Here is a 26,788-nt window from a genome sequence, read left to right on the forward strand (position 1 = left end):
AATTGGGTATTAGTAGCGAGCAAGATGCAAAGCCTGCGGCATGGCTTCGCTTAACGCACTACAAAGATTGCGCCATTATTGATATTAAGGTTTAAATGCCGAACAGCTTAGGACACATCATTTATGTAGAGACGTTGCATGCAACGTCTCTACAATGGTGCCGAAAGTCCTAATCGATGTGTCTACTGCTATAATTGCCAGCCGTGCTAATCCAACATTCATTCTCGCAGGTAAGATAAGGAAACATATTGATCAAGGGTATTCAGATGGCAACCATCACACTTGAGCTTACGCCAGAACTCGAACAACAGTTACGGGATGAGGCTGCCCAACAAGGTCTTGATCCCAATCATTACATTGTAAATGCTCTGAAAGAACACTTGCGACCCGTTCGGCGTACTGCTTCCCGCCTGTCAAAGGCTGAAGCTGACTTATTGCAAAACATTAATTTGGGTTTACCACCACAAAGATGGGAACAGTATCATGCCCTGCTGGCTAAACGCCGTGCTGAAATCTTAACACCTGAGGAACAGGCAACATTAATTGAGATCTCCGACCAAATTGAACAAGCCAATGCTTGTCGAATTCAGTATTTAATTGAACTGGCAAGTTTGCGAAACACCTCATTGGAGACACTCATGCAGGAATTAGGCATTAAAGCCCCTGCCTATGTCTGAGCCAAAGTTAACAGCGAAACAGAAGGAAGCTATTGCTCGTCGTGCTGATGGATGTTGCGAGTACTGTCGCAGTCAGGCTCGTTTTTCACCCGATCCCTTTTCTATCGAACATATTACACCTCGTTCAAAAGGTGGAACCGATGAGAATGACAATCTAGCTTTGGCTTGCCAAGGATGCAACAACCGTAAGTACACGCATATTGAAGCACGCGATCCTGTGAGTGGAAATTTAGTATCGTTGTATCACCCTCGCCGCCAGAGGTGGGCAGACCAGTTTAGCTGGAATGAAGACTTTACAATAGTGATTGGTTTGACTCCAACTGGACGTGCAACTGTGGAGCGGTTGCAGCTTAATCGTGAGGGCGTGGTGAATTTGCGGCGAGTGCTACGCACAATTGGTCAGCATCCTCCAATAGATTCTGATCAGGTTTAATACTTTTCTAAGGCTGCCAGCAGCAGATGCCTCTCTGGAATTTATGGTGATAATTTTTCCTCCGTTTTTTGTTGCTTTACCAATTTTTTAACTAGACTTTTGTTGACCGCAAATATCACCGCTAATTGTCTAATTTAGCTTTTTTATATTAAATGAGTAGACCCGGAAACCAGCCTGGAGTTCAAACTCCAGGCTAATAGCCCAAGTCCATTAAAATGGACTAAAATTTTTATCCAGTCGTCTTAGACTTTAGTTTCATACTAAATCCGGGTGTCCCTACCCCCGTTATAACCTAGTCCGCGTAGGCGGCCTACCCTTCGGGAAGGCTTTGCCTATGTTTGTGTAGCAGCGATTTCAATCGCCGTGGCAAAAAGAGGGTAACTTAACGACTTTTCTCAATACCCTCACAGAGTTTGCGATCGCTCTCACTCACATTTGGGTTAGTCTTGAGATAGTCTCGCAGCCAATTACAACCGCGCCATAGCAACTCGTCCAAATTTAAATTCCATGCTACGACCTTTACTGTACCGTCACGGCTAGCAGAGGCAAGTTTTTGACCATCAGGACTGAAACTGACATCATAAACCCAATTGCTATGTCCTTGAAATGTTTGCAACTCTGTACCATCTACACGCCAAAGTTTCACTGTGCCATCACCACTGGCTGAAGCAAGTGTCTGACCATCAGGACTGAAGCTAACACTATTGACCCAATTGCCATGTCCTTGCAAGGTTCGCAATTCTGTGCCATCTATACACCAAAGTTTTACGGTACCATCACCAATAGCACAGGCAAGTGTTTGACCATCCGGGCTAAAGCTAACACTGTTAATCCAGTTGCCATTCCCCTTTAAGGTACAAACAAGTGTACCATCTAGACGCCAAAGCTTCACTGTACTATCACGGCTAGCGGAGGCAAGTATCTGACCATCAGGACTAAAACTGATACGACTAACCCAATGACTATGCCCTTGAAACGTTCGCAATTCTGTGCCATCTATATGCCAAAGTTTTACCGTACCTTTACTGCTTGCTGAGGCGAGTGTTTGACCATCCGGGTTAAAACTGACACTGGTGATGCCACCGCTATGTCCTTGAAAAGTTTTTAGTTCTGTACCATCTGTTCCCCAGAGTTTGACTGTGCCATCATGACTAGCTGAAGCAAGCATTTGACTATCAGGACTGAAGCTAACACTACTGACCCAATTGCTATGTCCTTCAAAGTTTTTGATAAGTGTACCATCTGTACGCCAGAGTTTTGCGGCTTTACCATCAAAACTCGTGGAGGCAATCATCTGACCATTAGGGCTAAAGCTGACACTATAAATTCCCCCGTTATGCCCCTCAAAAGTTTGGATGACGGTACTATCTAAACTCCATAGTTTCACAGTACCATCAAAGCTAGCCGAGGCAATCATCTGACCATTAGAGCTAAAACTGACACTATAAATTCCTCCGTTATGTCCCTCAAAATTTTGGACAATTGTACCGTCTAAACGCCAGAGTTTTACTGTGACATCACCACTGCCTGAAGCGATTGTCTGACCATCGGAACTAAAGCTGATACTGTAGACCCTACCACTATGACCATTCAAGATTTGTGCTAAAGTTCCATCTAAATGCCAAAGTTTTACTCTGCCATCAAAGCTAGCGGAGGCAATTATCTGACCATCAGGACTAAAACTAACACTACTAACCCTATTGCTATGTCCCTCAAAGGTTTGTGCTAAAGTTCCATCTAAATGCCAAAGTTTCACTGTTCCATCACCACTACCTGAGGCAATTATCTGACCATCAGGGCTAAAACTAACACTATTAATCCAATTGCTATGTGCTTGAATGGTTTGTATTAGAGTGCCGTCTAGACGCCAGAGTTGCACTGTTCCGTTACGATTAGAGGCAGCAATTGTTTGACCATCAGGACTAAAGCTAACGCTATTAACCCCATCACTATGTCCCTGAAAGGTTTTGACTAAAGTGCCATCTAGACGCCAGAGTCTCACAGTACCATCAAAGCTAGCTGAGGCAATTGTCTGGTTGTCAGGACTAAAGCTAACACTTAAAACTCCACCGCTATGTCCATGAAAGCGATTACGTTCTTTTATAGAGTAGACTATCTCCCATAGTCTACACAACACCCGAGTCTGGATTATAGATGGCACTTGTATATTTCGTAATTTTCTGCATGCCTTGATACTAACAACTAAAGCTCCTAGGTGGTCATGAGACAAAAATAGAGCTTTAGATAGGGTACTGAGTGCTTCAATTTCAGTAATTTCTACCCGCTTGCGTTCCTCCTGTTCTTTGTGTAATGCCGTTTCTTTCTCTTTTAGGGCTTGCCTTAATTGGGCTTCGGTTAACTTCTGCTTCTCCCTGGCTTCTGCCAATTCCACCAACAATCCTAGTTGTTGCTGCTGACGAATAAATGCGGCTAAATAATCATGAACTAATTGATAGCGATCCGCCGGAATCTCTGGTAATAGAAACACTAATCCCGATTCAACAAAAATCTTGAGTGCCAAATCTAATTTACTCGCGTTTGCCGTTAACTCATCAACTAACTCCTTTAAATCCCGTTCTAATTCAGCGCGAGTCTTTAGCGGACGAGTTCCCTTTTCATCCGTCAGTAAATACAGCGCCAATTCCGCTGCTTGTCGATTCTCAATACCACAATCCTCAATCACAGCTTCGACATATAGCAATCCTAAATTGATTGTGGCAATTTTCAAAACTGAAACCCTTGCTATACCTTGATTTCAAGCCGTCTACTTGTTGCATCCTATTTAGGATTGCTATAGTGCTTGACTAATTCCTCCTTCGTTCCTACCTCTCGATAGTCAGCCAAAGTTTTAATATTTTCCGCTTGCAGTTGCGCCCCCACAATCTGTAATTCAATGGGTAATATTTCCCCCGTTTGACCCGCTAAATCCTTGACCAATTCATCAATTAAGGCAGGTTCTAGGTAAAAGCGCGATCGCGTGGTTAAATCTTCTATAATTGATCGGGCATCGGCGGGTGAAAAATTCCCTAATCCATACAGTACATTCTTGCCTAAAATATCATGACCAATGACACTCATGCTATCGAGGCGATTACACTCTAGTAGATAATGCAGGTAATCCTCCCGCAGCGATAGAATTACTTTAACTGATAAAATATTCAGACAGTCTCCTAAAAAGTCCCAAAATGGTCGCCGTTGCGCTAAATTGGGATAAACAAAGAAGAATTCTTCAAACTGGTCAAAAATTAGCACTGTCCTGATATTGTGCTGTTCATTTTTCCGTAACTGTTCCAGGATTTTGGCGTAATGCGGGGTTTGTGGCGAGGTTGGTGTTTTTCTGGAAAAGTTATTGTCTACATCCTGAGAAGGTGAGGGCGGGTTTTGTTGAGAGGTTTGTGGTTTTCTGGAAAGGTTATCTCCTAAACCCGCCCCTACAGAAGAATCGGGCGGGTTTTGTTTAGAGATTTGTGGTTTTCTAGAAACGCTATCGTCTAAACCCGCCCCTATAGGATTATTTGTCGTTTTTTCCTCCTCTAACTCATCCGTTACGAAATCCGTTACCAACTGCTTGTTCAATTCCTCTACCCAATTGGTATAAACTCGGATTAAAAGAGGCAAATTATTTTGAATACCAATAACTCTGTGTTTTAAGGCTGGCATTAATCCCGCATTTACGAGGGAACTTTTGCCCACGCCTGATAATCCATGAATTACGATTAGCTTACAGTCATTCCGTCCAATCCGCTCTAATAACCGCTCTAAATCCCGCTGTCGCCCTGATGCGATAATTTCCGGCGCAACTGTTTCTTGATTATCGGTTTTGGCTGACGCTTCTTGTCGGTGTGGTTGTAGTCTTCCCGCACCAATAAAGGCGCAAATACTATATTGTTGTTCAATAGAACGCCGCAGTTGCTTTGTGGCAAATGCTGCTAAATAATGCTTTTCTTCAAAATAAAGGTCGCGCAATTCTACGAGAATTCGGATATATACTAAAGGATGTCCTCGATCGCCTAAATCTCTGGCTTGCACCAAATGCGCGATCGCGTCTTGTTTATTGCCCAATTGTCGTTCCGCTTGGGCTAAAAATAGCAAGTTTAATCCCTGAAACCATCGATTCTGTTCCGGGAGTTGGGCTAAAATATCCTCGGCTTGTTGTGCGGCTTTGCGACTATCTTCCCAACGCTGTTGCTGTAAGGCGACTTCGGCTAAAAAACTATAATCTTGGGCTAATCTACTGGTACTGCTATACCGTTGATGCAAGGATAACGCCTTTTGTGCCACTTGTTCTAATTCATCCCATGATTGCATCCGTTGCAAGACTCGTTCAAGTTGGGTAATGGATTTTGCCACTAAATCGGGGCGGTTTTCTTGTTCAAAAATGTCCAAAGTTTGCTGTAAAGGAATCTTGGCGGGTTGCCAATTTAGTTCGCGGTGTTTTGTTCGATCAACGGCGTAATAGTGGTAGAGTCCAATGTGAAATAATACTAACCCGACTTTTAATTGAGGGTTAATCGTTTCTCCGGGTTCTTCAATAAGGGTTGGTTGATTTAGATTATCGGTTTGAGGCGAAGGGTTATCGGTAAAACCCGCCCCTACATGGGTTTGTTGTTGCCAAAATTCTAAACTTTTCTGTAAATAATCTAAGGCTTCTGGACTATCCCCCGCATTTATTCCTCGTAGAAATGCTAAATCTGCGGCAAACTGGGGGGTTAACTCTAGTTCCCGCTGAGATAACTCTTTTAAGGATACCTCGAATTCTGAACGAGTTAAGCAACCTAGGTCTAAAACGTTGGCTAACTTATATAAAGATTGAGGGGAATTTACAGCTAAGGCTTTGGTAAATAGAGATGTGACAGCCTGCTGGAGAGCATTAACTAACTCATCCGTTGGTATTGCAAAGGCGGTTGTTGTTGCCCAACTCTCGAAATCTGGCGCAACTCTCAGCAGTCGAATATAAACCCGATCATTCATCCATAGGATGAAAGGAAAGGGAAAATTCTTGCGAAACTCTTCCCGCACCTGATTCATCGCCGCGAACATGTCATCCACATTGTCTAAAGCGGCAAAGCCAGATACCATAAGGGCAGAAGGTATCTCCTGTCCTAGTTGCGATCGCACGGTGCTAAATAGGGTTTTGTCGTCTGGCTTCAGGTGAATAAGTCGGATGTCGAAGGTGCATTCATCTTGCAGTTGCTGGATCAGGCGTTGTTGCAAATATCCATAGTTACAACGCGCCAACATCAGGCAAAACTGTCCCTGACAGGCTTCCATCGCCCAGGCTAATTCATCTAAAGACTCCTGATTGGCTAGAGTAAAATCGTTCAAGTATTCACTCCTACATCATTTATTTATTGTAGTGAGTTCATTGGTTCTGGCAATGGGGGAAATTTAACGGTGAATGCTTCCCAAGATGTACAACTGATTGGAACCTCCGATAATACTCGGCATCCCAATGGCTTGTTCACGACAAGTACAGGGAATGGCATGGCGGGAAACTTGACAATTGAAACGGGAGCCTTACAGATTCGCGATCGGGCGCAAGTGAGTGTGGACAGTTTTGGCTTAGGGGAGGCGGGGAACTTGATGATTATCGCCGACTCCACCCCATGAAATCCTCAATGCCCATGCCATTTGGGAAGATTGGCGTATTGACGTCGAGGCTGAAGCCACTGATCCGATAGAATCGGATCGGGTCAGCCGTGATAACCAACGCCCAACCGATAACGAACCCAAAAGAATTGTCGAAGCGCAAGGCTGGTATAGACATGCCAATGGCACGATAATTCTCACCGCCGAACCCAAGACTGTAACGCCATAGGAACTGGGTTGAGTTCGGTCAACTGTCACTAATTTTGAGGTTAATATAAGCACGCATTGAGTATATTGTCCATATACCTAAGATTACAAATTGTGACTTTAGAAAAATGCTACAATCTTTACTGATTAAGGCTTTCCGCTAATTTCCTAGTCCACCTATGAGCTGTGCCACGCCACTAGATTTACCTAAGTTTGGCGTAGCGCATTCACTCGGATCTGTTCTCCAACCTCGTGCTAACGGCTCAACAGGCGCTAAACGGCAATGTCATCTAACAATTTAGACCACTACTACAGAATACTGGGACTAGAACCCGGAGCCTCCCTAGAAGACGTGAACCAAGCTTACAAAGACTTGGCATTTATTTGGCACCCGGATCGCGTCCCCGAGGACAATCAGCGCTTGCGTCAGAAAGCTGAAGCCAAACTCAAGGAAATTAACCAAGCGCGAGACGAACTGCGATCGCAAAAACCCAAAACCCCCAAACCTCCATCCTCACCGCCGCCCAAACCTGCTTCCAATACCTATTATTACCGTGCTAAATCGCCCCGACGAGAACCCACTCAATCGCGGCGTTACTATCAATCCAGAGAACCGCAGCAACCGCCCTCCTCCTCCAGGAACTACTACCAACCCAGAGAACCGCAGCAACCGCCTTCCTCATCCAGGAACTACTACCAACCCAGAGAACCTAAGCAATCCCAGCGCCCGCGATCGCAGCCTGATCTCAGTGGCGCTAATTTTCAGGGGGTTGATCTGAAAGAAAAAGACCTATCTGGACGTAATCTTAGTAATGCCAATCTCAGTCAAGCTAACCTGACGGATGCTTTTTTACATAAGGTGAATCTCAGTGGCGCGAATTTAGAAGGAGCAAATCTGTTTCGCGCTAACTTATTTCAAGCCTGTTTAGTTCAGGCAAATTTACGGGATGCGAATTTAATTGGTGCAGATTTAAGTGGTGCGGATTTGAGTGGTGCGGATTTGCGGGGCGCTAAAGTGGGAACAGGCGACCGATTGTTGGTTAAATTAACGGGAGCTATTTTATCGGGAGCTATTTTACCCGATGGCAGAATTCATGAGTAATCAGACTGAAGAATATAATCCTTCAGCCGCAATGATCTCGATTGGAAAAATCAACTCCTCATTATCTCCAAATTCCCCCTCAATCATATTGTGCCGAATACTCCAGTTTTATTCACCTTAAACATAAAGGTTTGGGTGTGAGGATAAGTTTGAAGCACCTTTTGCAGGAGTGTAATCTCATTGAAGTCTATAATATAGGTTTCACTATTTGGCTCAATCACGACATACCCATTGTTATACTTACTAAAGAGTTCCGGCTTTAATCGGTCAAAAATTAATTGACAACGCTGATACAATTCTTCCTTTTCAGATTTCCAATGGGCTATTTTTTCCGGAGACCATTGAATCTCAGAAAATACTCTGCCTCGACGATGTACTGTAGGATTGGATTTTGATTGAGCCATTCTTGTTTCTCCTGCTTCTAATACTGGATAATTTTATCTCAATTTTACCTCTAAATTGCTAAATTGACTCCACTGTACGGGTGTATCTCGATCCGTTATCTTGGAAAGAAATACATCCGGCGCTTGTCGAGGCGGGTTGACACACCTACCGAGAATGTTGCTGACTTCAGCGTTTGTAGTCAGTGTCTGACTTTAAGGCGAAGACAGCGCCACGACGAACTCCTCCAGAATCTGCCCAGATAGGTTAACCTGTATGCTAGAAGACGGTTCCCCGTACCCACACCTTGAACAGTTAACAATCCTCTGACTGTCAATGTTCGGGTTTTGTCAATCCTTTATCAGGAATGAGTATGAAGTTATCTGAATAGTTTAATTTAGAATGATATATTGGACGTATTTTCAGCCGCATTTTCCGGCGTATCTATCGGGAGAACGATTTCCAATTGTGGAAACAGAATCCTATTATAGAAAAAGCCTTGGTGACGAAAATTTAGAATTTTACTGGGCGAAGCGTTCGCGGCGAAAATTTAGCCGTAGAACCGAAAAATATGGGCGCGAAGGTTTCTTCGCCCCTACGAATGTATGAATTTATGACTGTATGACTTTTACAAACCAGGGTTTACTATGACTAAGGCATCATCACCAACATCTAGAGGCGTTAACCGACGCGGGGAAACGGATTGGCGACTTTTCCGGAGATTGGTTCCTTACGCGCTGACTAAAAAACGCTTACTGATCACAGCGATTATTTTACTCATTCCCGTATCCATTCTAGGTGCGATTCAACCCTTAATTATTGGTCAAGCGGTTTCCTTGATTCGTCAAGAAGAAACGTGGTGGTTTCTGGATAATCGTTCTTTATCCGAAGGCATCAATATCCTGGCGACTCTGTTATTACTGAGTATCATTATCCGATTATCCTGTAGCATTTTCCAGAAATTCCTGGAAGAAAAATTAGGTCAGCAAATTACCGCCGGGATTCGCAATGATTTATTTGACCATATTACCTCCCTGGCGGTGCGATTTTTTGACCGAACTCCGGTGGGAAAACTGATTACCCGGATCACCAGTGATGTGGAAGCATTAGGATTAGTCTTTTCCAGTGGTGCCATTGGCATTCTCAATGACATTTTCTCAATGCTGGTTATTGCCATTTTCATGTTTTCCCTACAATGGCAACTGGCGCTAATTTTGATATTAATGTTATTTCCAGTTACCGGGTTAATTGTCTACTTCCAGCGGCAATATCGGAAAGCGAATTATACAGCTAGAGAAGAACTCTCCACACTCAACTCAATGTTGCAAGAAAATATCGCTGGGATTAATATTGTCCAACTATTTCGCCGGGAACAAGTGAATGCTGAGATGTTTCGGGCGGTGAACCAGCGCTATGTCGCGGAAGTTGATAAAACCATTTTTCACGATTCTGCTGTATCTGCCACATTAGAGTGGATTTCTTTGGTTGCGATCGCGGCGGTATTATGGTTAGGAGGCTGGTTAATTCTGCGAGATAATCTCAGTTTTGGTGTCTTATCTGCTTTTATTCTTTATGCCCAGCGTTTATTTAATCCTTTGCGTCAGTTTGCGGACAAGTTTACCATGTTCCAAGCTGGATTCACGGCACTTGAACGGGTGAGTGATATTATGCATGAGCCGATTGAAATTCGTGATCCAGAGTTATCTCATGCGGCGTTAATTTCAGAACAGCAGAGAACAAATGGTAAGAGAGAAATAGCGGCGCATCGAGGTGAAATTCGCTTTGAACATGTCTGGTTTGCTTATAAAGATGATGACTATGTTCTCAAGGATTTAAACTTTACCATTCGCCCCGGAGAAAAAGTGGCGTTAGTCGGTCCCACGGGGGCGGGAAAGAGTTCGATTATTCGCTTGCTGTGTCGCCTCTATGAAGCGACAAAGGGACGCATTTTAGTGGATGGGGTTGATATTCGGGATTTGCCCCAAGCTGAATTACGGCGTCAGATGGCGGTTATTTTGCAAGAGGGGTTTTTGTTTGCTGGGGATGTTAAAAGTAATATTACCTTGGGCGAAGACTACTCGATTGAAGAAGTTAAAGCGGCGGCGGAAGCCACAAATGTGGCACAATTTATTGAACAACTTCCTCAAGGTTACGATACTCAACTTCGGGAGAGGGGAACCAACCTTTCTGGGGGTCAAAAGCAGTTATTAGCATTTGCGCGGGCGGCAATTCGTGATCCACAAATTCTGGTGTTAGATGAAGCGACGGCGAGTTTAGATGTGGGAACCGAAGCGTTGATTCAACAAGCCCTTGATCATTTATTGGAAAAACGCACGGCGATTATTATCGCCCACCGTCTCTCAACCATCCGCAATGTAGACCGAATTTTGGTGCTTAAGCGGGGTGAGTTGGTTGAATCTGGTTCTCATGAACACCTGTTGCAACAGAATGGTTTGTATGCGGCTTTGTATAAGTTGCAGATGTTGGGAAGTTAGGAGATTCGTCATTTGTCATTTGTCATTTGTCATTTGTCTCAAATCGAAACGACAAGAGGGCGGGTTTTGTTGATAAGTTATCGGTATACCCATCAATTAAACGGCTAAACCCGCCCCTACAATAATATATAACTTTTACCTCCTGCCTTCTACCAGTTTCTTGCCCATGGCTATCGCTTATCAACCAAATTGTTGCCTAGATTCGTTTGATTTGCCCAAATGTTAGTCAATTTATCACGTTTATTTTTCTTGCTTGTCTTGACAAGGATGGCTAAGTATGTATAAAACAATAAAAAGAATCGGTGCGATCGCGTCGATTACCCTCCTCACTTTAGCCCTAGGATGTTCTCCATCAGAACAAAACCCTGAGACGATTGAAAGTCGCGATCGCACGTCTGGGGAAACGACTGAATCTCCTGCAACCAAGCCCATTTCAGCACCAACCCATTCTCTCGGTGAGGTCATTTCCATCAGCCAAAACAATCTCAATCTCCAATTTACTGTTAACAGCACCAGGGTACATCCCGGAAAAGGCGTGATTCAACCCAATAAAGGAAATCAGTGGGTAGTAGTCGATACAACAATTGTTAATCAAGGACAACAACCACAAACCTTTTCCGTGGTTTCCTTTGAAGTTATCGATAGCAACAATAATACTTATGAAGTGGCGCTTTTAGCCAGTGCATTGGAGGATATTGAGACGCCGACAGGTGAAATTAGTCCCGGCGATCAACGACAGGGACAGCTTGTGTTTGAAGTTCCCGAAGATACGACCAATTTGAAACTGTTATTTCAGCCGAATCCGATTGAGTGTGAAGAAAAATTAACAGCCGCCAAGGGATTAGATTGTCAACCCATTGTTGTTAAACTATAACCAATCACCCATCACCAATCAACCCTATGGAAACCGCCAATCCGATATTCCGCCATCAAATCTCTGCTGATGTAATTGCCTTAGACAAACAGGGACGAGTTGTTCTAGTTGCTGATGTCAGAGGTAGCCGTGTGGTTAAGCTTACCCTCTCTCAATTTACCTCCTACCTAAAAGCCACACAAACCGTCGTTCCATTCGCGATGCTAGTTGACCCCGAAACGATTCAAATTGTTCAATGGGATGGCGTCAATTGGTCTGAGGCGATCTGTTCCCTAAAAACAACAAATATAGTAAACTACTATGATCCAAGCTGCGACAATCAAACCATTGATGGAGATTATCTAGAAGCGTTAATTGAGTCTTGGCTGCGAGACTTAGCTTATCACTGGAAATCCGTCACACCGCCAGCAACTAACGATTTAGCTGCTATTGGTTTGTTGCAGCAGCTAGAAGATGGAAGCACCAAAAGTGACGTGGAGATTGCGGGTGATACTTTACTTGGAGACCAATTTTTTGATGAGTATTTGTACTGGGCGTGATCCGCAAGCCAATACTCTGTTAGAGAGTAGCTTACCATCGGTACAATTCGTCCTGCCAAGTATTTGCGTGATGGAAGCATTATCAGCCTTGGAAAAGGAGCTAAAGTATCGCAGACGCTTTGAAAATGAGTTAAACTTACAAATTAGTCAAGTACGGCGTGATCAAACCTCATCCCATGCTCAACGATTACTATTATATTTAGATCAATCCCGTCAAGAAAACAGGGCGTTACTGTCAGAGGTAAAAATGCGTCTGTTTCAAGCGATTAACCAGATATCTGGGAAAGCCGAACTCATTGATTTAACGTCGCCCATAATCCAAGATGGTTTAACTATTTCTTTAATTGATCAAGATTATACAGATAATCTGATTCTTCACTGTATTCTACATCAGGCTCGGTTATACCCGACGGAAACTCAAGTATTTTTGAGTAGTAATGAACGGGACTTTGGTACACCCGAAGTTCAAGCCGCCTTGCGAAATGTGGGGATTACCAATTATTTTAGTAGCACTCAAGTATTGCTCAATTGGCTACAGTCCCAGCAATCTGAATAAGCAACAGAAATGATCCAGGTATTGGCTAGTTCTAATTTAAGGCGTCTAGGGTTCGCTGCCATCCTCGCCTTCTTGTGTGCGATCGCGCCGTTTGTAGTAGGCGCTGTCTTCGCCATCAACGCTTGCATCACACCCTTCAATCAAAAGGTTGATTTGTAGAGGCGGGTTTTACTCTTAGCTGCGGCGAGATCTTACCCAGTGAATAAACCTGCCCTGATCCTAAGTACAATTTTTGCTCAATACAGCGCTTCTTTAGGTTAATTTAATTAATGGCTAATTGAGTAGAGACTTGGGACGAAGTGAGATATAATAAATTCAACCATCATCCCGTTATCGACAAATAGAGCAATCATGTGCATCCCCTAGAAATCAAGGATCAACTCAAATCCCTAATGAAAAAAGCATCATCGATAGAACCCTGTTTAGCGAAACGGTTAGATGAGATCAATCGCTGGGTAAAAGACATCAAGCCAGGTTCGCTTACTGCCAAAAAATTTGTCATGGCGTTTTTGTTAGAGGTGATTCGAGATGCTGACGTTTGGCTTAAGCTTAAAGGCTTATCCTCTCCAGAATTGCAGGACTCTGCTTTTGAGAAAATGACGCCCACGGAACAATATTGGTATGGTTATCTTTTTCCCCTATGGCTAAATAGCAATGATCCAAAGTTTTATATTTGGAAACAAAAATTGATGTCATGCGAATTTAGTCAAACGGACGATGATATCCTTAAGTCCATTGTTCAAACTATAGAGAGTCGAGGGGGTACAGTTTGGCGACGCTATATCGCCGATTTTTCTATGGCAACCGATTTGATTGTTAGTTATCGTCAAAGAAAACCACTTTGCCTTCAGGTGACTAGCGTGAGTAATAACTATTCTCAAAAAAAATATCAAAATTGGCAAAATACGCTACAAATGTGGGTAATCGATAGAGGACTTTTTCTAAGTTATAACCCTGGAAAACCCGATTTTTTGGAGCAGTTAGTAACAATAACACTTCATAACAGTGACTTTCTTCCCCTGGGGCGTTATCTCCAATTTCCCTAACTGGGCAGATTAGTCATGACGACCGAATTTTTTTAGCACAAACGGAATTTCCTATCTAACTTATGGTCACCAAACAACAAAATTACAGTCATGATGACTTAGGCGCTTTTTCTGAAGCGCTGGAAAAATCCCGAAAAATGCAGCAGGATTGGCTGACTCATGGACTTGATTTTGTGAATTTGTATATTGAGGATATCGAGGGAGATTGGTTAGACAGATGGGATGATGATGAAACAACGGTAGAGAATTCTGTTACTTTAGCATCGGAAGAAACGTTTATTGATACCTCAATTGTCGAATTTATTGGTGCTTTTTTGGCGAGTGATTATTCCGCCGCAGTCTGGGCGCGAGAAAGTGATCATCCGTTAGCGATGCGAGTGCAGCAGCAAATGGAAACTGAGGGATTAGCTCAAATTATTGCCCGGTTGGAAGGCTGTTTGAGTATTGCTGATGAATCGGATAAACTGCATGAAGCGATCGCGATTTTGGCAGGTGGGGTTACGGTTGGAGAGATAACCCGCGATTCGGGTGATGAAGAGGATGAGTTTAAGTTATTTGATTTAGCCGAAAGTTTGTTGGAGAAATTAGCGGAACTTAAGGAAAGAGAATGGAGGATTATGGGGAATTGAGGTGAATGAATGTATGTCAAGTTTGTCGGTTGATTCCTGGGAACGTAGGCGGAGGGTTCTGGAAGAGTAATCCAACTTACACCATGTCCGCTTGATTGTTTACTTACATTAGATCGCACCTTGGAGAAGGGCGCACATCTGTTATTGGTGTCAACTTAAGCTGAAAAGCACGACTGGCAAGCATTTCACCCTCATCCCCTAACCCCTTCTCCCGACCCCCCTCGTTCCCCCCTACCCCCCTCGTTCTCACAAGGGTAGGTTTTTTAAGATTGCGGTTCAGGTAAGACAAGGAAGACCGGTAGACCATCACTTCGACTTCGCTCAGCGACCGTAGACAAGGAAGAGTTTTAAAGGAAGAGTTTTAACGAAAAATAGGGCGTTTCGGCTTTTAGAAGTTAGTTTGACCGAACAAAATGCTGTACGGTTTTCCCCCCTTGTCTTCTTTCCATCCTTGTCCTCCTTGTCTTGTCCCCACCTAAGAGTAAAAAACCTACACCTGTCAGCGTTCCCCCCTACCCCCCTCGTTCCCCCCTACCCCCCTCGTTCCCCCCTACAAGAGGGGGGAGGACAGAGGATGCTTCGCTTTTGTTGCACGGGAGAAGGGGAACTTTCTCGAATAACCAAGTGTTCAACGCCTTACGGCATCAAAGGTAATCGCACATCAGAATCAAAGCAAATTATAGCTTCTCTTCCACTCGTGCTCAACGCCTTACGGCATCAAAGGTAATCGCACTCAGATAACCCGCCTCGCCCGTCCCCGCAGTATAGTGGGTGCTCAACGCCTTACGGCATCAAAGGTAATCGCACTATTTCCCCTTCTACGAAGTGTTTTCCAGCCTCAAGTGCTCAACGCCTTACGGCATCAAAGGTAATCGCACACCAATGGCATAACCTTGAGAAACCTAGCCCGCCAGTGCTCAACGCCTTACGGCATCAAAGGTAATCGCACATCTCTTTCTTCTGGCGACCACTCAGCCCTTGGAGTGCTCAACGCCTTACGGCATCAAAGGTAATCGCACAAAGGAATTCGAGCCAGACGTTGTGTTAATCGACTGTGCTCAACGCCTTACGGCATCAAAGGTAATCGCACTAACCAATGTCGCCGACTGTCGGGCGATCGCACTTGTGCTCAACGCCTTACGGCATCAAAGGTAATCGCACTATTCCCAATCCAGTTCCACTGAGCTAGGTCGGAAAGTGCTCAACGCCTTACGGCATCAAAGGTAATCGCACTTAAGTTTCATATCGACTCTCATGGTAGAATGAGAAGTGCTCAACGCCTTACGGCATCAAAGGTAATCGCACTTGAGGGCAAAACTGACCTTTGCATAGCAGCCAACATGTGCTCAACGCCTTACGGCATCAAAGGTAATCGCACACCAAACACTAGGTCGAGATCCGCAGAAGTTGTCTGTGCTCAACGCCTTACGGCATCAAAGGTAATCGCACGTGAACCTAGATGGCTCACCCGCCCAACTATTTCTAGTGCTCAACGCCTTACGGCATCAAAGGTAATCGCACCTGGGATTACAGGGAGGGAGTCGGCGACACCCCTTTGTGCTCAACGCCTTACGGCATCAAAGGTAATCGCACCTTAGACCCCCGTTTTTGGGCTTATATCCTTGTGTTGTGCTCAACGCCTTACGGCATCAAAGGTAATCGCACACGCATTCCACGAGTTGTGTGCAGAATACAATCTGGTGCTCAACGCCTTACGGCATCAAAGGTAATCGCACTACAGGCGGCTGATCGATCCGTTTGATATCCCAGTAAGTGCTCAACGCCTTACGGCATCAAAGGTAATCGCACTCCTGAACACAGAAAAGGCTTTTTTTGTGGAAGGGGTGCTCAACGCCTTACGGCATCAAAGGTAATCGCACCGCGATCGCGGGAACCCTTAAATCATAATGGCTGCCAATCGGTTTTGCAAGCATCTCCCCAACTCCACTCTCCTCACGCCAAAATTGACTCAAATTTGGCTAATTTTGACAAAAATCAAAACGCTGTAACCCTTATCCTGAAAGGAATCCCGGCATTTTGCAAGCATCTCCCTCTCCCTTAAAAGAGCCGCAAACCCAAGCCCTGTATGGATTTGCACCCTATTCCCCAGCCTTCCAAACCTCAACAGACACAGATGCTTGTAAATTACTCTACCCGAATCTCTATCCACGCATTATCAGGCGGTTGACACCATTCACTCAGAGGAAGTAACTGAAATCGTTGCCAACGGGTTCCTTTTGAACCAACATGATCCACCCAATAGGGTAACGTTAATAGTCCATCCTCCTGTTGCACTAACCAGCGTAGTGATTCACCCCGATAGTCTTCCGGTAACAAATTAATCCCATTGACTAAATCCCGACTTTCACCCAAACTTAACCCACCAAATCGATCCACCGTTTCTGGATTCGCGATCGCGTCTGTTAATCGTTGGCATAATCTTGGTTGGGCGTTGTCGTTTCCTGAGGCTACCCAGACGATAAACTGAATATCACTGAGTAACTCTTGATAATCTGGACGCGCATTGGTGGGATCAAAGATTTGCTTCTTTTTGAATCGGCGAAAGGTACGGAGGATGGTGGATTTTTCTGGTTCATTTAATAGTGCGATCGCTAACTTAATCCCACAATGCCGATATCGATCCATTTCTCCCACCATGGATAAGAGCATACCATAAACCGTTGCTGGAGGCGGAACCGGGTAGGTTTGGGCGTATTCCCTGGCGCGGGAGACACGGAAACAGGCGATGGGAACCTCAACTTTGAGGGCGGTAATCATGATACTCCCTCCAATTGCGGTAACTGTAAATCATTGGCAATCTGTTGTTTAAGCGTCGAAACTGCTACTTTTGTCCCCGCTAGCACATTAGCACCTAATTCCTCCAAGCGATCGCCTTCTGGGGTTTTGGCAATTGCACCCGCTACCCAGAGTTCGGTTGCTTCAATGTCTCCCACTTCCACACGATGGATTAAACTGGGCAGAGATATCTCCCCCTCTTCATCTTCCTGGAAACAATAGAGAATCCGAGGCGAGAAATCCTGTGTCCACCGCAAGACTAAACTTTCTGGCGAAAAATCATAGAGAAAACGGGCGTGGTTTCCGGCGACTTCTCCTAAGGAAACTAACCCGTCTAACACTGGAATAATCCGAGATGTCTCTTTCAATCGATTAGGGGTTAACGCAAAGCCATATTGATAGCGCGTGGCGTGAACTTCTGTGCCATAAAGAGAGGTTCTCCCCTTTTGTCCACTGGCGGAATTAAAGGTAATATCTCCCGCATAAGGAATCGTGGAAACGGCGCGAGTGACTTCTAAGACTCCTCGCCTTGCCAGATTGGTTCCTTTGGCTTTTTTGCCTTTCCCTTTTTTCTCTTCGTCGCTAAATTCTTGTTTCGCCCCTTCTGCTTTCATGTAACCGAGGACATCATCATCAATGTAGGTGGTTTCATCAAAACTGCCCTGTAAAACATTATCATTTTTCTGATCATCCCAACAGCGATTTACGGTATAGTCACTCCCAGCGGTTTGCCAATAGTATCGTAGCGCCCAGCGGATGGCTTCAGCGGATACGGTGGTGTGAACCTCTCCTTTCCAGAGGAGTTTTTGGAGGGTGGTGATATTGCCTTCGTTTTCGCCACGGTTATTGGCGGCGGTGCCGTAGCTGGTTAAGATATTGCCAAATAAATGAAACGTCATGATTTGTTCTCCAAACGGTTGATAATTGATTACTTTGGGGTTGAGATCTGGGCTGTAGGGGCGGGTTTAGGGACTTAATTAAGGGTGTGACTGATAACTGAACAACGAAACCCGCCCTGATTCAATTGACGATTAAAACCCAAAATTATTCGGCTTCGGATAAAAAAATTAGCACGAATGCTTCGCCCCTACATACCTGAACAAGCCTCGACAAAATCAGAAATAATCAGGGTTATGTATTTAATATCCAAAATCAATTTCATCCTCATCTTCTGCTGATTCCTCCGTCCCTACCTTTTGACTCTGACTACTGCGCTTATAACTAGCTAAGGCTAATAACGCCAAATCCCGTCCTTTTTTCCAATCCTTTGCCCCCATAATTAAATCCATAAACCCTTCCCAATTTTCCTCCAGCGTGGGCATAAATTGCGCCCTCGATAAGTAATCAGTAATAAACTCCCGAAACGCCACAGCGGTTTTACACCGCGCCAACCCTGTGCGAAATTTGGTATCTTCCCGTTCATAATTCGGCACTTCCTTCCTGTCTTTCGCTCGTTTATAAAGTTGTTTATGGTTATAGCCAATTGCTTCATGACAAGCCTTGACAAATAGCTTCTCACTTTCTCGATCCCATTCCACTTCTTGAACCATCTGATTTAGTCCTCCGCGTTCATAGGTCAACTTTTGAAATAACTCATTACTCGTGGCATTATCTGCCAAACCTGCATACCAATGTTTACCCCTGGCTAAGTTTTCTGCAATTAACTCCCTGGCAAAACTACAGGAAATAAACAACCCTTCTTTCCCCGCCACATCACGGGTACTTAAATAATTATCGCAAACCTGATAATTCCGCTCAATTCGCTCATTTGCCTCAACTAAATACAAATCCGTGCGCGTTTTTTGCTGACTCGCCCAAGGGACTGTTCCTAATGTAATCACCTGACAGCGTTTAAAGGGACGTTCTGCCAAAATATCTTTAGTAATATAGGTCAAAAACTTTAACCCAGCATCCCCTAACCCAGAGGCAAAAAAGTCCTTATATCCCTCTTCTCGCCATTTCCGATGACGCCGCCAATTAGCGTAAGCGGCTAAGTCGGTAATTTCGGGAATAACTAAAGCATATTCTGCCCGTTTATCCCGTAATTTTGACCGAATCGAATAGTAACAACAGGCTACCGCCGCAAATAATAAAACGAATACGGATTCTGGTGTTTCTTCAAAGCTAGTATTGGAACTAAAAGCAATATGTCGTACCACTGTCCCCGGATTTAACCATCCCGGTACTTTAATCGGTTTGGTGAGGAATTTTCCCTGCTTGTCACACAGGATTTTTGCCTGTTGATAGATGTATCCAGACAGATGTTTATATCGCGCCACTAATTCCGGTTTACCTTCTTCAAGGATAAAGGATTTAGAGACAAGTCCTGTGGAGGTGTGGGTTTTGTTATGCTGTAAAAAGGTTCCCAGGATACCTTGATGCAGGATTAACTGAGATTGAATATCCATTGTCTTTGAGTCTAATCCCCTTAAAGATATCCGTCCATCGTCTAATTGAAAGGATTCGTTTAATAGCCAATTTAAGACTTGAAAATCCTCTCCCTCCCACTGTAAACTCACCTGACGCTGTGTTAGTTCCCAGGTAATATAACCCGGGCGATCGCGAACATTTGTTTCGGCGTCTAGTTGCTTTAAACTCATCCATAATCCCGCTAATCCAGCCCGATGGAGTAAGGTGAAGTGAGGATTGTTTAAGTTTAAGGTTAATTGGGTTGACATAAACGTTTAATCGACCTAGTGTTACTGAAATTGGCTTTAATTAATCAGGGCTGTAGGGGCGGGTTTAGGGACTTAATTAAGGGATGACTGATAACTGAACAACAAAACCCGCCCTGATTCAATTGACGATGAAAATTCAAAATCATTCTTGGATATTTGGTTAATTGGTGGTTGTGAACCGATCTGTAGGGGCGGGTTTAGGGACTTAATTAAGGGAGTGACTGATAACCGAACAACAAAACCCGCCCTGATTCAAATTATTGGCGTTTGCTTGGGGTTTTCGGGCGCAAGGATGGTGTCCCTACGGGTTATTTTGCCCCTGTTTCTGAACGGTATTTCACCTGATCGGGAGGTGCAATGGGATAATATCCATTCCGCCGCCACTTCTCAAACCCAGGGATAATCCGAATTGGAATTGTCCACCGTTGGCGTTCTTTTTTAAAGGATTTATCCTGACGTTGATTGGCGGCATTTTTAATATTAGCTAAATCTTCCTCTAGTAAAACCGTAATCGTATAACCCGGTTCCCGTAAAAAATTTGGACGGGTACACCAACATCCCTCTAACCATTCCGATTGACTTGGCTGTTGTTCTGGAGTAGACATTTGGGCAACAATCTTGGCTAAATTCTCCTGACAAATCGCTTTTCCGGCTAATTGATCAACTAAATGCTGTCCCGTTTCTAATTCGTCTTGGGAGTAAGGACGTGAATCATCCCAAGGATAAACTAAGGTTGGGGCAATTTTTCCCGACGCCAGTTTTACCCGATGGTTCGCTGTGGTAATCACCCGACGATTTAATCGCCCTAACCGTTGAATTAACGCCGATGCTGGGGCGATTGGGGTGACTAATAAATCCGCACTCAAATCTAAGGACATTTCACAAACTTGAGTGGTAATTGCTAGCACCGCACCCTCATGTTCAAAAGCATCTATCACCCATTTATGTTTCTCCAACCGATCAAAATAGCGATAGCGACTGTGATAAATCAGTACAGGAATGGAATCCGGAATCTGTTGTTTTGCTTCTAGATACAATTCCTGACAAGTCTTAACCGAATTTGTCACCCATAACACTTTATTCTGGTGTTGACGAGTTAATGTTTCTCGCACCCTATCCCAAGCTTGATCGGCTGATGGGATAGACTCAATCTGATATCGTGGTAAAACTTCTAAATTTTTCGGACCTTCAATAATCTGAGTCGCTTCTCCTAATTCGCCAACTACTCCTTGAATTGCCTGAATCTGTTCCTCTGTAAAACTGGCACTCATCAACAGAATGGGTGCGCCGCGAAAGGTGTCTATAAATCGCAATAAAGCCCCAAATAAGCGGTTATCATAAGCATGAACTTCATCAAACACAAAAGCCCCTTGAGCGATCGCACTCCAGGAATACAGCGATCGCCGATTATTTTGCATTAGCCCCAAAACTGTATCTACGGTGCAAACAATCAACTTTTGTCTCCAAGCGGTGAGGGCGGCTAGGCGATCATCAATCCCTTCATCTTCATCCCCAGAAAACAAGATTTCTCGGTCTAAATCAGCGCGAGAATGCATTAAATCGGCTTCAATATCCGTCTCATGAGCGTAATCAATAAACCCCTGCGTCGCGGTTCCCGTCGTCGGATAGCCAAAAAACAACTTGCGATCGCCTGCCCATTTTTTCGCCCATGCATACGCCCCAATAGTTTTACCCGTACCACACCCGGCTTTAACTAAGGTAATTCGATGGGGAGTGGCGGCAATTTTCTGTTGAAACGGGCGTAATTTTTTCCCTTGCAGTCGTTGTTGAAGAACCTGATCTAAGTCGTTTTCGGATAGGGTGATCGATAAAACGTTCTCAATCCAATCCTTAATATTCTCGTCCACAACAGGTAAAGCCGAACCCGCTAAATCCGCCGCAATTACCGTAGCTTTCACCGCCGCAATAAATCTCAGTCGCCTGGTATCGTTTTCAGAAATAATCTGCTGTTCAATCTGGTCAAATTCATGATATAATCCTTTTAATTCCCGTTCTAGTTCTTCCTTCGTCCAGACTTTTCCAGGAACGGCAGGTAAATTAGCCGGGAGTCCCAATTGCCGACCCATTTTTAACATTCGTTTAAAATCATTGTGGTCGGTATAAATAAATAAACTACTTCCGGTTCCACTACGGATTGTCAAGTCCAGGTCAGACGTCATCTTCAAATGATGTCCCATCGCCGCCCAAACAGCTATCACCAGATCAGCATTTGCACATTGTTCTAACCAATGGCGAAATTCAGGAACACGCAAGGCGAGGATACCGCTTAAAACTTCATGGCGAATCATTTGTTTACCATGATGTTTCTCCCATAATTGACGCAGTTGTTTAAGCTTGTCCCGTTTTTTCGGGTCTGGGGATTTTTGGGCAGTATTCAGATAAACCATTTCTTGAAAATGCTGATTTGCCTTACCCCAATCATGCAGGTATGCCCCCAATCTCACCGTATTGGCAAATAAGTCCACTTCACTCTCATCCAATCCCAGTTGTTGAAAAATTCGCCGATCTAAACACTTCAGCAATACCTCAGCCCCTCGCTTAACTAAGGCAATATGACCCGTAAAAGTCGCCGCATTTTGACTCCGGGTTGAGTCAGAATCAGATAGAGATTTAGCCAGAAGTCGTTTAAATTTAGACATAATCAACCTAATTTTCGCAGCGAATTCAGCCTCTCAAGACGAGAGAATAAACGTTTCAGTGTAATCCGTGTGACTAACCTCTCACCCCTCTACCCCCATCTCTCCCATAAATCAGTGAAATCAGTGTTTTGACAAATGACTTGGTTACAAAAACACCCCACAACCCATGTGTCGCCGCCCTCCTAATCCCCACCGTTGCAATGTCAGGGAATCCTCTTCACTAAGATGGCTAACTTCAGTGGTAAATCCCACTACCGTATCTTGCTGAATTTTTATCGCTTTGCGCTTCGGTGTTTGATCCCGATTTAGAGGAATTCGCAACTCTCCCGACACCCCCAACCGATTCAGTTGACGCTGCGCCGCCTGGAGGAAGGATTCGGGTTCGGTATAACCTTTAATCGTCACAATCCGCGATCGCACCCTTGACTTGGCGTTGAGGGGTTCAATCCTGGGAATCCCAATCTGTATGGGATGATTGCCAATCTGAACTCGCTTTCCCGCGATCGCATAAACCAAGGGAATCTTGGTAATCGGTAAACGAATCAGCAGGCGCGATCTATCCGTCAGCGCAATCTTCCCTTGGCGATCGGGAATACCCGGAATCGTCAATATCTGAATTTCATTCTGCTGGTGAATCGCCGCACACCGTTTAGATAAAGCCGAAAACAAGCCAAAGCCGTGATCAGCCGGAAGCATTTGTCCTTGAATGCTAAAGCTTAAATTGACAAACAGTTCGATGGGAGACGCGCCTGTTTGCCGTTCTACTATTGTCGAATTCATTGTTGAACCTAGTTGAAACCAGGTGTTTTCAGCGCCTTACGGCAATCCGAGGTGGGGATGAATGGCACTCATATCAGCCGTAGGGTGGGTATTGCCCACCAGCCAAAATTTCAGCACCATCTGGCTTAAGATGTTCTATTCTTACTTACAGGATACATTGGTTTATACACCTCGTCAACAGTAAAAGGAAATTCAAGAAAAACGCCTGACGGCATCTGAGGGAACAAGGACAGCAAGATCCAAGTATGAATAAATCTCACCGCCCGCTTCACAGCGACTGTCCAACTTACGGGATAGTGCTCAACGCTGCTCTGCTCAACACCTAATGGGTACTCTACTCTACTCTACTCTACTCAACGCTTACAGCATCAAAGGTAATGGCACAGCGATCACAGGAACTCTTAAATCATAATAACTGCCAATCGGTTTGGCAAGCCTTTCCCAAACCATCCTTATAGTAGTGCGAGCATCTTGCTCGCTGCGAGCATCTTGCTCGCTGCTAACATCTTGCTCGCTGCTAACATCTTGCTCGCTGCTAACATCTTGCTCGCTGCTACAGCGTTTTCAGACTCAATGTGATACACCATTTCCAAGAGTAGAAAAGCACTCTCTCCTTGTAGGAGAGAGGTTAAAACATGATCAATCAACACCTAATGGCATCAGAGGTAATCTTAAGTGTTGCATCAAACAATCCGATATCCCGCTTGAACCTCAGACCAAGCCTCAGGACGATTATAAGCGCGAAGTCCACTTACACATTGATCGGAAAGACGAATTAGCAATAAACTATCCTCCGCCTTTAATACCCTCTCCAACTCCCATCGCAACTTTTCCCGTCCCCGCAAGGTCAAAAAACAGCGGAAAATAGAGTATTGAATCCGCTCACCGTATCCCTGAAGTAACTTATACGCCTTGCGCCAGCGCTTGGGACAGCGGATATCGTAACAAATTAAGTACCAGTTTTTTTGTTCACCCATATCCCACCTCAACGCACTATTAATTGACCAAATAAACCACCTTCACCGAACCATTCTTTTTCCAGCAAACGGACTTCAAGTTCCAACAAACGGCGATAGGTGAGAGAATAACCCGTAACAGGATGCTTCCAGGTTTCCTGTTTCCGGCGTTCATATAAACCCACGAACTTTCGTCGTCCCGTATCACTTAACCACACCTGTACTCCCCGCACGTCAAAGTCAGCTTGTACATCCCACCCCGCACGTCAAAGTCAGCTTGTACATCCCACTGACCTTTATTAATCGAAGCCATAACCACCATATCCACCAACGGAACTCGGAAAATTTCCATTAAATCCAGTGCCAATGGTGAAGCTTGAGAACGAGGTTGGTGATAAAATCCCAATGCGGGTTCTAGCCCCACAGTAAGGATGGCATTCATCACATCCTTAATTAATAAGGCATAGCCAAAACTCAATAGGGCATTAAATCGGTCTTTCGGGGGGCGGCGATTGCGATGGTCAAAGCGTAATTCAGGCGGAACTGTGGCGGCAATTAAACAGGGTAACGCGGCAAAATAGGACGCGGCTAAATTCCCTTCCAATCCCAATAACGATTCACGAGATGGGGCAGAAGAGACATTTTTTAGTACCGCTTTCATCTGCGCGATCGCACGTTTTAGTTTAGCCGATTTTCCCTGACTGCCACGCTTTCCCCGCATCAGGAATTTGCGCTGTCCTTGACCGCGACAGGTGACTAATTTTCGGGCTAATTCCAGACAAGTATCCGGCTGACTCAAGGCTTGATATTGATGGATGCGCCGCTGAATACTGCCTTGTCGGGTATCAAAACTGCCGATATAACGTCCACCCCCAGAGATAAAATGCACACCAATTCCTTGAGTCACACAAAAATGCAGCGCTTGGGTGGAGATTTGTGAGAAACTATGGAGGACGAGTTGTCCCACCTGACGCACGGGAACCGTTTCCACAGGTTGACCCCGGCGGCTGAGTTTCAATTGTTCTCCGGTACGCCCAACGGCTGTTCCCGGTTCCAAGACATGAATCACCTGGCGTTCATCATCCGGGGGAAAGAGGCGCATCGGTTGCCATTCCCGATTATGGGCGAGTCGGGCTTCTTCGGGTAAACAGACGGGGGAGAGGGAACAACGGACACACATCCTCTCGTTGTCGGTGACGGGGGGACGATGACTGGATTGTCGCAGAATTCGCGCTTGTTGGATAGCATCTCGCACCGTGGCGCGTCCGAGATCATCTAGGGGAACATGAACTAAGACGTTATCGGCGTGGTAACGAATTCGTCCTTCTGAAATTGGGATACCCAAAGCCGATTCAATCAGGTAAGCGTAGGCGAGAATTTGCAGTTTATCACTGTTCCAAGCTTGGGGTTGATTGTTCTCGTCTCGGTAACAGCGTCCACGTTTATGTTCGTAGGGAATAGTTTGTCCATCGCGGGTGCGGAGGGCGTCCACTCGACCGCGTAATCCGAGTTCTGGGCTTTCTAGGAATAAGTCTTCCCAGTCTTCATCCTCTTGTTTTTCCAGTTCGACATGGAGTCGGCGCCCTGCAAAAACGGCGGCGTCTTGGGTGTAGAGTTCTTCGACTTCTTCTAGATAGAATAGGCGTGGACAATAAGCGAGGGCATGGAGGGCAGACACACGAATCGTGTCTTGGGTCGAATCAAGTGTTTGCATAAAAGATACCTTTGGTTAGAGTTGAACACGCCGATTGGCATCTGAGGTGGGAGTACCAGTTAAGCTGTCATGCATTTAAATTGGGCATTAGTAGCGAGCAAGATGCTCGCACTACAAGGCTTTCGCTATTATTGACATTAAGGTTTAAATGCCGAACAGCTTATCAGTTAACAGTGAACAGTTATCAGTAAGTGCTCAACGCCTAACGGCATCAAAGGTAATCGCACGATCAGGTAACTGGGGAATTTCCCGATCGTCGTCTTGGAAGTGCTCAACGCCTAACGGCATCAAAGGTAATAGCACCTTCAATAAGCCATCAATAAATGATAAGTCATATCGTGCTCAACGCCTAACGGCATCAAAGGTAATAGCACGTGGTGTATGGAAGAGCTACGCCTTGCCCTGTGGTGGGTGCTCAACGCCTAACGGCATCAAAGGTAATAGCACAGTATGCGCTTTACTGAAATCTAAATGATTTCGATGTGCTCAACGCCTAACGGCATCAAAGGTAATCGCACTCTTCAATTGCACCGTTTGTCATTCCTATATTTGGTAGTGCTCAACGCCTAACGGCATCAAAGGTAATCGCACCGCGATCGCTAGACCCCTTAAATCATAATGGCTGCCAATCGATTTTGCAAGCATCTCCAAAATCCAACTCTCCTCACGCCAAAAT

20 protein-coding genes, 1 pseudogene and 2 CRISPR repeat arrays are annotated in these 26,788 nt (G+C 44.8%); of the genes and pseudogenes, 10 read left to right on the plus strand and 11 right to left on the minus strand.

Annotated elements, in window-relative coordinates; genetic code table 11:
- The first annotated feature begins 266 nt into the window (after positions 1-266).
- Both RH949_RS30585 and RH949_RS30590 read left to right on the plus strand, forming a co-directional pair.
- Positions 267-677, plus strand: coding sequence for a hypothetical protein (locus tag RH949_RS30585; protein WP_446358497.1), 411 nt, complete (start codon positions 267-269; stop codon positions 675-677).
- Positions 670-1,110: an HNH endonuclease gene (locus tag RH949_RS30590; RefSeq protein ID WP_446358499.1), complete on the plus strand. Its 441-nt coding sequence runs from the start codon at positions 670-672 to the stop codon at positions 1,108-1,110. The genes RH949_RS30585 and RH949_RS30590 overlap by 8 nt, the downstream gene beginning before the upstream one ends.
- Before the next feature lie 382 nt (positions 1,111-1,492).
- Here the strand turns inward: RH949_RS30590 and RH949_RS30595 are convergent, their stop codons facing one another.
- Together RH949_RS30595 and RH949_RS30600 are read right to left on the minus strand one after the other, a co-directional pair.
- The gene (locus tag RH949_RS30595; RefSeq protein WP_446358501.1) at positions 1,493-3,838 is read right to left on the minus strand and encodes a WD40 domain-containing protein; all 2,346 of its coding nucleotides are present in this window, start codon (positions 3,836-3,838) and stop codon (positions 1,493-1,495) included.
- Between the two features lie 50 nt (positions 3,839-3,888).
- On the minus strand, positions 3,889-6,435 hold the full coding sequence (locus RH949_RS30600) for an nSTAND1 domain-containing NTPase (protein WP_446358503.1): 2,547 nt from the start codon (positions 6,433-6,435) through the stop codon (positions 3,889-3,891).
- Positions 6,436-6,504: 69 nt separating this feature from the next.
- On the opposite strand from RH949_RS30600, the gene RH949_RS30605 reads away from it, so the two are divergent.
- A complete protein-coding gene (locus RH949_RS30605) occupies positions 6,505-6,720 on the plus strand; it encodes a hypothetical protein (RefSeq protein ID WP_006102179.1) in 216 nt (71 codons plus the stop codon).
- On the opposite strand, the gene RH949_RS30610 is transcribed toward RH949_RS30605, so the two are convergent.
- The gene (locus RH949_RS30610; protein ID WP_446358505.1) at positions 6,698-6,877 is read right to left on the minus strand and encodes a hypothetical protein; all 180 of its coding nucleotides are present in this window, start codon (positions 6,875-6,877) and stop codon (positions 6,698-6,700) included. The two genes, RH949_RS30605 and RH949_RS30610, sit on opposite strands and share 23 nt — an antisense overlap.
- 312 nt (positions 6,878-7,189) lie before the next feature.
- On the opposite strand from RH949_RS30610, the gene RH949_RS30615 reads away from it, so the two are divergent.
- A complete protein-coding gene (locus RH949_RS30615; protein ID WP_446358507.1) occupies positions 7,190-8,008 on the plus strand; it encodes a pentapeptide repeat-containing protein in 819 nt (272 codons plus the stop codon).
- 83 nt (positions 8,009-8,091) lie between these two features.
- On the opposite strand, the gene RH949_RS30620 is transcribed toward RH949_RS30615, so the two are convergent.
- Positions 8,092-8,412: a hypothetical protein gene (locus RH949_RS30620; RefSeq protein WP_446358509.1), complete on the minus strand. Its 321-nt coding sequence runs from the start codon at positions 8,410-8,412 to the stop codon at positions 8,092-8,094.
- A 624-nt stretch (positions 8,413-9,036) separates the two neighbouring features.
- Here RH949_RS30620 and RH949_RS30625 point away from each other — a divergent pair.
- The 6 genes from RH949_RS30625 (at position 9,037) to RH949_RS30650 (ending at position 14,528) form a co-directional block, all read left to right on the plus strand.
- On the plus strand, positions 9,037-10,884 hold the full coding sequence (locus RH949_RS30625) for an ABC transporter ATP-binding protein (protein ID WP_446358511.1): 1,848 nt from the start codon (positions 9,037-9,039) through the stop codon (positions 10,882-10,884).
- A gap of 277 nt (positions 10,885-11,161) precedes the next feature.
- Positions 11,162-11,758, plus strand: a complete 597-nt coding sequence (locus RH949_RS30630; RefSeq protein WP_446358513.1) for a DUF4352 domain-containing protein — start codon at positions 11,162-11,164, stop codon at positions 11,756-11,758.
- A 26-nt stretch (positions 11,759-11,784) separates the two neighbouring features.
- Positions 11,785-12,297, plus strand: a complete 513-nt coding sequence (locus RH949_RS30635) for a hypothetical protein (protein WP_446358515.1) — start codon at positions 11,785-11,787, stop codon at positions 12,295-12,297.
- The gene (locus RH949_RS30640) at positions 12,275-12,853 is read left to right on the plus strand and encodes a PIN domain-containing protein (RefSeq protein WP_044208138.1); all 579 of its coding nucleotides are present in this window, start codon (positions 12,275-12,277) and stop codon (positions 12,851-12,853) included. Before RH949_RS30635 ends, RH949_RS30640 begins: the two co-directional genes overlap by 23 nt.
- Before the next feature lie 353 nt (positions 12,854-13,206).
- Positions 13,207-13,899 (plus strand): hypothetical protein, encoded by a 693-nt coding sequence (locus RH949_RS30645; protein WP_006102131.1) that lies wholly within the window; start codon positions 13,207-13,209, stop codon positions 13,897-13,899.
- 62 nt (positions 13,900-13,961) lie between these two features.
- Positions 13,962-14,528, plus strand: coding sequence for a hypothetical protein (locus tag RH949_RS30650; RefSeq protein ID WP_446358518.1), 567 nt, complete (start codon positions 13,962-13,964; stop codon positions 14,526-14,528).
- 624 nt (positions 14,529-15,152) lie between these two features.
- Positions 15,153-16,408: direct repeats of the CRISPR family, unit length 36 nt; unit sequence GTGCTCAACGCCTTACGGCATCAAAGGTAATCGCAC.
- Between the two features lie 265 nt (positions 16,409-16,673).
- Here the strand turns inward: RH949_RS30650 and cas5 are convergent.
- The 7 genes and pseudogenes from cas5 to cas1 all read right to left on the minus strand — a co-directional run bounded on the left by cas5 (position 16,674) and on the right by cas1 (position 26,112).
- Complete coding sequence (cas5, locus tag RH949_RS30655; RefSeq protein ID WP_446358520.1) at positions 16,674-17,306, minus strand: type I-MYXAN CRISPR-associated protein Cas5/Cmx5/DevS; 633 nt, start codon at positions 17,304-17,306, stop codon at positions 16,674-16,676.
- Positions 17,303-18,223, minus strand: a complete 921-nt coding sequence (gene cas7i, locus RH949_RS30660; RefSeq protein WP_446358522.1) for a type I-B CRISPR-associated protein Cas7/Cst2/DevR — start codon at positions 18,221-18,223, stop codon at positions 17,303-17,305. Before cas7i ends, cas5 begins: the two co-directional genes overlap by 4 nt.
- A 240-nt stretch (positions 18,224-18,463) precedes the next feature.
- Positions 18,464-20,002 (minus strand): type I-MYXAN CRISPR-associated Cas8a1/Cmx1, encoded by a 1,539-nt coding sequence (gene cas8a1, locus RH949_RS30665; protein ID WP_446358524.1) that lies wholly within the window; start codon positions 20,000-20,002, stop codon positions 18,464-18,466.
- 308 nt (positions 20,003-20,310) lie between these two features.
- On the minus strand, positions 20,311-22,662 hold the full coding sequence (gene cas3 / locus RH949_RS30670) for a CRISPR-associated helicase Cas3' (RefSeq protein WP_446358526.1): 2,352 nt from the start codon (positions 22,660-22,662) through the stop codon (positions 20,311-20,313).
- Between the two features lie 144 nt (positions 22,663-22,806).
- A complete protein-coding gene (cas6, locus tag RH949_RS30675) occupies positions 22,807-23,442 on the minus strand; it encodes a type I-MYXAN CRISPR-associated protein Cas6/Cmx6 (protein ID WP_446358528.1) in 636 nt (211 codons plus the stop codon).
- A gap of 683 nt (positions 23,443-24,125) precedes the next feature.
- A complete protein-coding gene (gene cas2, locus RH949_RS30680; RefSeq protein WP_044208133.1) occupies positions 24,126-24,419 on the minus strand; it encodes a CRISPR-associated endonuclease Cas2 in 294 nt (97 codons plus the stop codon).
- Between the two features lie 8 nt (positions 24,420-24,427).
- Positions 24,428-26,112: pseudogene (cas1, locus tag RH949_RS30685) on the minus strand (type I-MYXAN CRISPR-associated endonuclease Cas1).
- A gap of 191 nt (positions 26,113-26,303) precedes the next feature.
- Positions 26,304-26,703: direct repeats of the CRISPR family, unit length 36 nt; unit sequence GTGCTCAACGCCTAACGGCATCAAAGGTAATAGCAC.
- The last annotated feature ends 85 nt before the right edge of the window (positions 26,704-26,788 follow it).

The sequence above is a fragment of the Coleofasciculus sp. A1-SPW-01 genome, assembly GCF_040217205.1.
GTDB lineage: Bacteria > Cyanobacteriota > Cyanobacteriia > Cyanobacteriales > Coleofasciculaceae > Coleofasciculus > Coleofasciculus chthonoplastes_A.

Coding starts and splice junctions, on each gene's coding strand:
- RH949_RS30620 (WP_446358509.1), bottom strand. CDS start 8,412: ATGGCTCAATCAAAATCCAATCCTACAGTACATCGTCGAGGCAGAGTA.
- cas3 (WP_446358526.1), bottom strand. CDS start 22,662: ATGTCTAAATTTAAACGACTTCTGGCTAAATCTCTATCTGATTCTGAC.
- cas2 (WP_044208133.1), bottom strand. CDS start 24,419: ATGGGTGAACAAAAAAACTGGTACTTAATTTGTTACGATATCCGCTGT.
- cas7i (WP_446358522.1), bottom strand. CDS start 18,223: ATGACGTTTCATTTATTTGGCAATATCTTAACCAGCTACGGCACCGCC.
- RH949_RS30635 (WP_446358515.1), top strand. CDS start 11,785: ATGGAAACCGCCAATCCGATATTCCGCCATCAAATCTCTGCTGATGTA.
- cas6 (WP_446358528.1), bottom strand. CDS start 23,442: ATGAATTCGACAATAGTAGAACGGCAAACAGGCGCGTCTCCCATCGAA.
- cas5 (WP_446358520.1), bottom strand. CDS start 17,306: ATGATTACCGCCCTCAAAGTTGAGGTTCCCATCGCCTGTTTCCGTGTC.
- RH949_RS30650 (WP_446358518.1), top strand. CDS start 13,962: ATGGTCACCAAACAACAAAATTACAGTCATGATGACTTAGGCGCTTTT.
- RH949_RS30590 (WP_446358499.1), top strand. CDS start 670: ATGTCTGAGCCAAAGTTAACAGCGAAACAGAAGGAAGCTATTGCTCGT.
- cas8a1 (WP_446358524.1), bottom strand. CDS start 20,002: ATGTCAACCCAATTAACCTTAAACTTAAACAATCCTCACTTCACCTTA.
- RH949_RS30585 (WP_446358497.1), top strand. CDS start 267: ATGGCAACCATCACACTTGAGCTTACGCCAGAACTCGAACAACAGTTA.
- RH949_RS30610 (WP_446358505.1), bottom strand. CDS start 6,877: ATGTCTATACCAGCCTTGCGCTTCGACAATTCTTTTGGGTTCGTTATC.
- RH949_RS30630 (WP_446358513.1), top strand. CDS start 11,162: ATGTATAAAACAATAAAAAGAATCGGTGCGATCGCGTCGATTACCCTC.
- RH949_RS30640 (WP_044208138.1), top strand. CDS start 12,275: ATGAGTATTTGTACTGGGCGTGATCCGCAAGCCAATACTCTGTTAGAG.
- RH949_RS30625 (WP_446358511.1), top strand. CDS start 9,037: ATGACTAAGGCATCATCACCAACATCTAGAGGCGTTAACCGACGCGGG.
- RH949_RS30615 (WP_446358507.1), top strand. CDS start 7,190: ATGTCATCTAACAATTTAGACCACTACTACAGAATACTGGGACTAGAA.